This is a genomic window from Agromyces sp. C10, assembly GCF_023217995.1.
GTDB classification, from domain to species: Bacteria; Actinomycetota; Actinomycetes; order Actinomycetales; family Microbacteriaceae; genus Agromyces; species Agromyces indicus.
Genome location: NZ_JALPSX010000007.1, coordinates 200,477 through 206,866, shown reverse-complemented (window position 1 = coordinate 206,866; position 6,390 = coordinate 200,477). Strand labels below are relative to the sequence as shown.

The 6,390-nt window shown below is 74.2% G+C and carries 8 protein-coding genes; 3 read left to right on the top strand and 5 right to left on the bottom strand.

Features of this window, described 5'->3' with window-relative positions:
- Positions 1-1,166 (bottom strand): NAD(P)-binding domain-containing protein (locus M1L56_RS10155; RefSeq protein ID WP_248599136.1); only part of this gene is annotated, 1,166 nt, incomplete at its 3' end.
- A gap of 178 nt (positions 1,167-1,344) precedes the next feature.
- Between M1L56_RS10155 and M1L56_RS10150 the strand changes: the two genes are divergently transcribed.
- Positions 1,345-1,551, top strand: a complete 207-nt coding sequence (locus tag M1L56_RS10150; protein WP_067945635.1) for a DUF3073 domain-containing protein — start codon at positions 1,345-1,347, stop codon at positions 1,549-1,551.
- Between the two features lie 37 nt (positions 1,552-1,588).
- Here the strand turns inward: M1L56_RS10150 and M1L56_RS10145 are convergent, their stop codons facing one another.
- From M1L56_RS10145 to purM, 4 genes are all read right to left on the bottom strand, one after another.
- Positions 1,589-2,365, bottom strand: a complete 777-nt coding sequence (locus M1L56_RS10145) for a hypothetical protein (protein ID WP_248599135.1) — start codon at positions 2,363-2,365, stop codon at positions 1,589-1,591.
- A 149-nt stretch (positions 2,366-2,514) separates the two neighbouring features.
- Positions 2,515-3,180, bottom strand: coding sequence for a hypothetical protein (locus tag M1L56_RS10140; protein ID WP_248599134.1), 666 nt, complete (start codon positions 3,178-3,180; stop codon positions 2,515-2,517).
- Positions 3,181-3,261: 81 nt separating this feature from the next.
- Complete coding sequence (locus M1L56_RS10135; RefSeq protein WP_248599133.1) at positions 3,262-4,026, bottom strand: LLM class flavin-dependent oxidoreductase; 765 nt, start codon at positions 4,024-4,026, stop codon at positions 3,262-3,264.
- A gap of 2 nt (positions 4,027-4,028) precedes the next feature.
- Complete coding sequence (gene purM, locus M1L56_RS10130; RefSeq protein WP_248599132.1) at positions 4,029-5,153, bottom strand: phosphoribosylformylglycinamidine cyclo-ligase; 1,125 nt, start codon at positions 5,151-5,153, stop codon at positions 4,029-4,031.
- 69 nt (positions 5,154-5,222) lie between these two features.
- On the opposite strand from purM, the gene M1L56_RS10125 reads away from it, so the two are divergent.
- Together M1L56_RS10125 and M1L56_RS10120 are read left to right on the top strand one after the other, a co-directional pair.
- A complete protein-coding gene (locus tag M1L56_RS10125; RefSeq protein WP_248599131.1) occupies positions 5,223-5,843 on the top strand; it encodes a zinc-binding alcohol dehydrogenase in 621 nt (206 codons plus the stop codon).
- An 83-nt stretch (positions 5,844-5,926) separates the two neighbouring features.
- A complete protein-coding gene (locus M1L56_RS10120; RefSeq protein ID WP_067945645.1) occupies positions 5,927-6,361 on the top strand; it encodes a hotdog fold thioesterase in 435 nt (144 codons plus the stop codon).
- Positions 6,362-6,390 lie beyond the last annotated feature (29 nt).

Below are 6,390 nucleotides of genomic sequence, written 5' to 3'. Positions count from 1 at the left end.
ATCATGGCCATGATCTGCCGGGCGATCATGCGCCCGGCGCGGTTCGCGCCGATCGTCGACGCCTGCGGACCGTAGCCCGCGAGGAACACCCGCGGGTCGTTCCACGAGGCCCCTTGGCCCACGGTGACGCCGCCCGCCTTCTCGCGCAGCTTGAGCGGCGCGAGGTGGCGCAGCTCCGGGCGGAACCCGGTGGCCCAGATGATGGCGTCGGCACGGGCCGACGACCCGTCGCTCCACACGACCCGATCGGCCTCGATGTGCTCGAACATGGGCTTGGCGACGAGCAGCCCGCGCTCGATGCCGGCCGCGATGCGGCGGCTCTTCGGCACGCCGGTGCCGCTCACGATCGACGGCAGCGCCCGGCCCGCGCGCGCCGCCTCGTCCTGCTTGGCCACGGCGGCCGACGCGCCCTCCAGGTCGAGCTCCTGCCGGTCCAGCCAGTCGATCGGCCGACGGGAGACCCAGGTCAGCTCGGCCGCGACGTCCTCGAGCTCGAGCATGAACCCGATGGCCGACGTGCCGCCGCCGACCACCACGACGTGCTGGTCGCGGAAGGCCTCGGCGTCCACGTAGTCCGAGGTGTGCACGTGCCGGCCCCGGAAGTCGCCCATGCCCGGGTAGTACGGCACGAACGGCGAACCCCAGGTGCCCGTCGCGTTCACGAGGAACTGGGTCCGCAGTTCGCCGACCGGCGTCTCGGGCCGCTCGGGCTCGCGGAACGTCTTGCGCCGGCGCCCGAAGAACCCGCGCGCCTTCTCCTCCTCCACGGGCTGCGGCGCGAGGTCGCCGTACTCGATGCGCAGGTCGACGCCGTCGTTCGCGACGCGCCGCACGTCGATCGGCCGGTGCACGCGGAGGTCGTAGTGCTGCTCGAACCGCCCGTAGTAGTCCGCGACGACCTCCTTGGCCGGCAGCGACCGGTCGGCGGTCTCGAAGCTGAGGCCCAGCTCGGCCATGCCGGGCAGGTCGTTGACCTTGTGGGCGGTGCCGAGCCGGAGCGAGGACCACCGGTGCTGCCAGGCGCCGCCGGGCCCCGGCGCGCGGTCGAGCATGACGAAGTCCTCGTCGGCGACGAGTTCGAATCGCCGCAGGTAGAACGCCACCGACAGGCCCGCCTGACCGGCGCCGATCACCGCCACCTTCACGCGCTCGGGGATCGATTCCACCCGTCTATCTCAGCACGTTCCCGCGTTCACCGCGGGCGAGGAGGGCAACTCCGCAGGCGCCGCGGGGGACGGCGTCCGGGCGTCCCGGCGGTGCTAAACTATCGGCCGGGATTGATCATTATCAGAAGAGCCGGGTGACGTACATCCCACCCGGCCAGACGTCGTAAGGGGGTCACGCATGGGGCGCGGCCGTCAGAAAGCCAAGCACACCAAGGTCGCGCGGGAGCTCAAGTACTTCAGCCCCGCGACCGACTACAGCGCGCTCGAGCGCGAGCTCACGGCTTCCAACCACGACCACTACGACGACGAAGCGTCGAAGTGGGCCGAGTACGCAGCTGACGACGACTCGTTCGTGGCCGACGACGGAACGCACCGGGCCTCCTGATCCCACCGCATCCCCTCGCTGACGCGAGGGCGGCCGCCTACGAGCCTGCGCCGTTCGTCGGCGCCGGCTCGACCCGCACCTCGTAGGTGCGCACGTCGAGGCCGGGCACCGTCAGCGTGCGGTCCGCCGAGGCCATCACGAATCCCGCCCCGGTGAACGGACCGCGGACCTCGCCGGGCTTCAGGACCACGCGTCCGCCGTCGGGAAGTCGCACCTCGATCGTGTCGGTGCGCTCCCCCGACCTCGCCGCGGCGAGCTCGAGGCTGACCCGCTCACCGTCGCAGCCCGCGTCCGCGACCCGGTCGAGGGCCTGGCTGCGGCCGTCCCACACGGCGAGCACGTACGCGTCGCCGTCGGACCCGCACGCGACTCCCCAGCCGGCGCCGGACTCCCCCAGCACCGTGATCCCGCCGACGAACAGCTCGTCTCCGGCGACGCCCGGGGGCAGGTCGAGCGTCGCCGACACCGTCATCGCGTCGGTGGCGGGCGAGGCGGTCCAGAACGGCTGCATCGCGCCCGGGGCGACGGCCCGCAGCCGGAGCACCGACCCGGCGACCTCCGCGGTCCAGCCGTCGTACGAGGCGACCGGTCCATCGGGCTCGTCGGCGAAGTCGATCGACTGCAACGAGACGAGGTCGCGCGAGTCGTCGGTGCCCAGCAGCTGCACGCCCACCGCCGTGGCGCCGGCCGCGGCCAGCACGAGCGCGAAGGCGCCCGCGACGGTCCGTGCTCGACCGGGGCGGCGCGGGCGCGACTCCGGTGCGCCGGCGGTGTCGGCACCGGCCCGTTCGGCCGACTCGATCGACTCCCCCATCGCCTTCCCCCACGATCGGATCCGGCGCGCCCCGTCGCCGCCGGTCGCCGGCCGGACGCTGCGGTCGCGGCATCCGTCACGGCGATTGCGATCACGGTACCGGCCGTCCGGCGCGCGGCCCGAGGCACAAGGTCCCGCGTGTCGCCCGGTCAGCGACGTGTCATCCCTCGCAGGCCCCACCCGGTGACGAGCGCGACGGTGAGCGCCATGAGCACCCCGCCGAGCGCGAACCAGGCGAACAGCTGCGCCGCCGGAGTCGACTCGTCGATGAACGGCGACGGCAGGAACGTGAACCCCAGCCCGACCAGCCAGGCCGCCATGTTGAGCGGCACCCACCGCCAGGCGCGCGGCACGCCCGAGGCGCGGAGCACCGGCCACTGGGCCACCGGGATCGTCGCGAGCAGCACCAGCCCGCCCGCGCCGACCGCGACCCACGTGGCGGGCGCGGTGAAGTCGAGCGGCGAGCCGAGGTCGGCGAGGGTGGGCGGCAGCATCCCGATCGACCAGGCGACGGATGCCGCGACCGCCGTCGCCGCCACCCATCGCCCCACCCGCACCGCGGCGCGCGTGCCCCGCAGCGCCAGCGACTGTCCGAGCCCGAGCAGCGCGCCCTCGCCCGCGCCTGCGACCACGAGCAGCCCCCACGCGGCCCAGCCGTCGAGGCCCAGCGCCGAGGCGATCCAGAAGCCGGTCACCGGGATGAGGAAGCCGACGCCCTCGCCCGCGACCACGAGGGCCGTCCAGCGGCCGAGGCGCACCGGCGTGCCCGCGCGCTCGGCGACCGCGGGGGCCGGGGTCTCGGACCGGAGGCTCATGCGGCCACGGTAGCGGCGGCCGGCGCGAGGCGGACACGGCCGATGGTCCCGCAGCGGGGCACCCGCCGGCGCCGGACCGGGTCAGGCGAGCGAACTCCGCCAGCGCGCCGCCTCGTCGGCGAAGCGCTCGAGCTCGTCGAGCGTCCCGTCGGCGGTGATCGCGCGCAGGACAACCTCGTCGACGACGTCGTACGCGGCCAGGCGCTCCCCGCGATCGATGGTCGCGTCCATGGGCTGCACGCCGAGGCGCGCGAAGTTCGCCGCGTACGAGGGGAACGAACCGTACCGATCGGCCTCGCGCCGGAGGGCCGCCCGGGCGGCCGCGTCGGCGATCGTGCGAACGTACAGCACGCCCCGCACCCGGTCGGCTCGATCCCCGGCATCGCGTCGCAGCTCGGCCATCGCCTGCTCGGCGGCGGCCGGGGTGAGCCAGTTCAGGACGACCGCATCGGCCTGCCGTGCGGCGAGCCGTCGCATGCGGGGGCCGAGCGCGCCGACCGCGATCGCGGCATCCGTTCGGCCCCGGAGCTCGGCGATGCCGTCGGCCACCACGCCGAGCGGATGCCGCGAGCCGCCCGAGCCGATGCCGATGGTCGTGCGCTCGACGGGCAGGCCGCCGAGGTCGAGGCTCGCCGCGGGCCGGCGGTCGAGCGGGATCACGCCGGTCGCGAGGCGCAGTCGGTCGGTCACCTCGGCGACGGCCCGCAGCCCCGCGAGCGAGTCGCCGCCGGGCACGTCGTTCAGCCAGACGCCGTCGAACCCGAGCCGCTCGAGCCGCGGGGCGAGCGCCCGCAGGAGGTCGTGGTCGGTGGTGCCGGCGAGGCCGATCGAGACCGCGGCGCGCACGGTCAGCTCGCGTAGGTCCCGACGAGGCGCACGGCGCCCCCGTCGACGCCCTTGGCGCCCTGCTCCCAGTCGTCGGGCCCGCCCTCCGCGGCCCCCGGCCGGTCGCCGAACCCGACGGTCCCGACCTGCCACGACGGCAGCCCCAGCGCGTCGAGCTCGGCGATGACGGATGCCGCGGCGTCGGCCGCGACCACCGCGAAGAAGCCGATGCCGAGGTTCCAGGTGCCCTCGGTGGACTCGAGCGTGGCGCCCGCGAGGTCGTTGAGCACGCGGAAGACCGGCTGGGGCGACCACGTCGAGCGGTCGACCTCCACCCATGAGCCGCGCGGGAGCACGCGCGCGAGGTTCGCCGCGATGCCGCCGCCCGTCACGTGCGAGAGCGAGTGCACGGCCGTCCCGAGCGTCTCGTGCGCGAGCAGCTTCACGAGCGGCCCCGAGTAGAGGCGGGTGGGCTCGAGGAGCGCCTCGCCCCAGGTCGTGCCGAGGTCATCGGACCGATCCGCGTAGCCGATCTCGGCCTGACGGAGGATGCTGCGGACCAGCGAGAAGCCGTTCGAGTGCAGGCCGCTCGACTCGATCGCGATGACCGCGTCGCCGTCGACCACGCGCTCGGCGCCGAGGGCGCGGTCGGCCTCGACCACGCCGACCGCCGCACCTGCGACGTCGTAGTCGTCGATGCCCATGAGTCCCGGGTGCTCGGCGGTCTCGCCGCCGACGAGGGCCGTGCCGGTCTCGGCGCACGCGCGGGCGATGCCCGTGACGATCGACGCGATCCGGTCGGGCACGACCTTGCCGCAGGCGATGTAGTCGGTCATGAACAGCGGCGTCGCGCCGACCACGACGATGTCGTCGACGACCATGCCCACCAGGTCCTGCCCGATGGTGTCGTGGCGGTCGAGCGCCTGCGCGATCGCGATCTTCGTGCCGACGCCGTCGGTCGAGGTCGCGAGCAGCGGCCGGCGGTAGTCCTTCGCGAACGACAGGTCGTACAGGCCCGCGAACCCGCCCACGCCGCCGAGCACGTTCGGCCCGTGGGTCTTCGCCACCGCCTCCTTCATCAGTTCGACGGCGAGGTCGCCGGCGGCGGTGTCGACTCCGGCAGCGGCATAGGACGAGTTGGCGCTCACGCGACAAGGCTACCCGTGCGGCTGCGCGCCGCCGGGCCCGGTGACGGGGGCCGGCGGTAGAATCGGGACATGCACGCGGGGTCCACGCCGTCGTGGGTGATTCGCGAGAACGCGAGCACCGGGGTGCTGCTCGCCCTCTACCTGCGCGAAGTGCTCGGCATCGCCTCACCCGCCGAGCTGCCGCGCCTGCGCGACGTGGGCCGCATCGGCTCCGACCCCGCGCCGCGCGACGTCGACGCGCACGACGCCCTCGAGAAGCAGTGGCGCGAATGGTGGGCCATGACCGTCGAGCCCGAGGACCACCCCTCGCCGGTGCCGCTCGAGCTCATCGACGAGTACGGCACCGCGATCGCCCTCCCCGTCTCGGGCGCCGAGGCGCTCGCCGCTTCGATCCGGCCGCACGCGGAGGCCGCGCTCGCCTGGGCCGACTGGGCGCACGAGCGCTACCGGACCGCGTCCGCCGCCCGCTCCGGCGACACGTACCGGGCCTATGCGGGCACGATCGCCGAGCACGAGCGCGAGGTGGGGCGCCGCGCGCACTCGTTCGAGCTCAACGTCGAGGTGCTCCCGCTCGCGGCATCCGGGGTCTGGTGGATCGGCCGCAAGACGGTCGCCGTCACCGACCAGCTGCGAGCGGATGCCGCGGCCTTCGACGACGCGATCCACCCGATCATCGCCGAACTCGCCTGACGCCCCCGGTGGTCGAGTAGGACGCGAAGCGCCCGTACCGAGACCCCGCCGCCGAACTCGGCGCCCGTGGCAGACTCGAGCGCATGAGCATCTGGTTCGGCGAGCCCTCGCTGGAGTGGGCGAACTCGCGCGGCGAGCACGCCATGATCCGCACCCTCGGCATCGAGATGACCGAGCTGACCGAGGACTCGCTGAAGGGCCGCATGCCCGTCGACCACCGCACCCGCCAGCCCGCCGGCGTGCTGCACGGCGGCGCGTCCGTCGCGCTCGCCGAGACGCTCGCGAGCTGGGGCGCCTCCTTCACGGTGGACCCCGCGCAGTTCTACTGCGTCGGCATGGAGATCAACGCCAACCACGTGCGTCCCGTCACCGAGGGCTGGGTGTACGGCGAGGCCCGTCCGATCACGCGCGGGCGCACCACCCAGGTGTGGGACATCCGCATCACCGACGAGCAGGGGCGCCTGGTGTGCGTGTCGCGCTGCACGATGGCGGTGCTCGCGACGCCCTCGCAGTACTGACGCGGACCCCGCCTCGCGCGTATCGTGGG

What these genes read in the sequence shown, in the direction of transcription:
- M1L56_RS10150 (WP_067945635.1), top strand. Translation starts at nt 1,345, where the DNA reads ATGGGGCGCGGCCGTCAGAAAGCCAAGCACACCAAGGTCGCGCGGGAG.
- M1L56_RS10120 (WP_067945645.1), top strand. Translation starts at nt 5,927, where the DNA reads ATGAGCATCTGGTTCGGCGAGCCCTCGCTGGAGTGGGCGAACTCGCGC.
- M1L56_RS10140 (WP_248599134.1), bottom strand. Translation starts at nt 3,180, where the DNA reads ATGAGCCTCCGGTCCGAGACCCCGGCCCCCGCGGTCGCCGAGCGCGCG.
- M1L56_RS10145 (WP_248599135.1), bottom strand. Translation starts at nt 2,365, where the DNA reads ATGGGGGAGTCGATCGAGTCGGCCGAACGGGCCGGTGCCGACACCGCC.
- M1L56_RS10125 (WP_248599131.1), top strand. Translation starts at nt 5,223, where the DNA reads ATGCACGCGGGGTCCACGCCGTCGTGGGTGATTCGCGAGAACGCGAGC.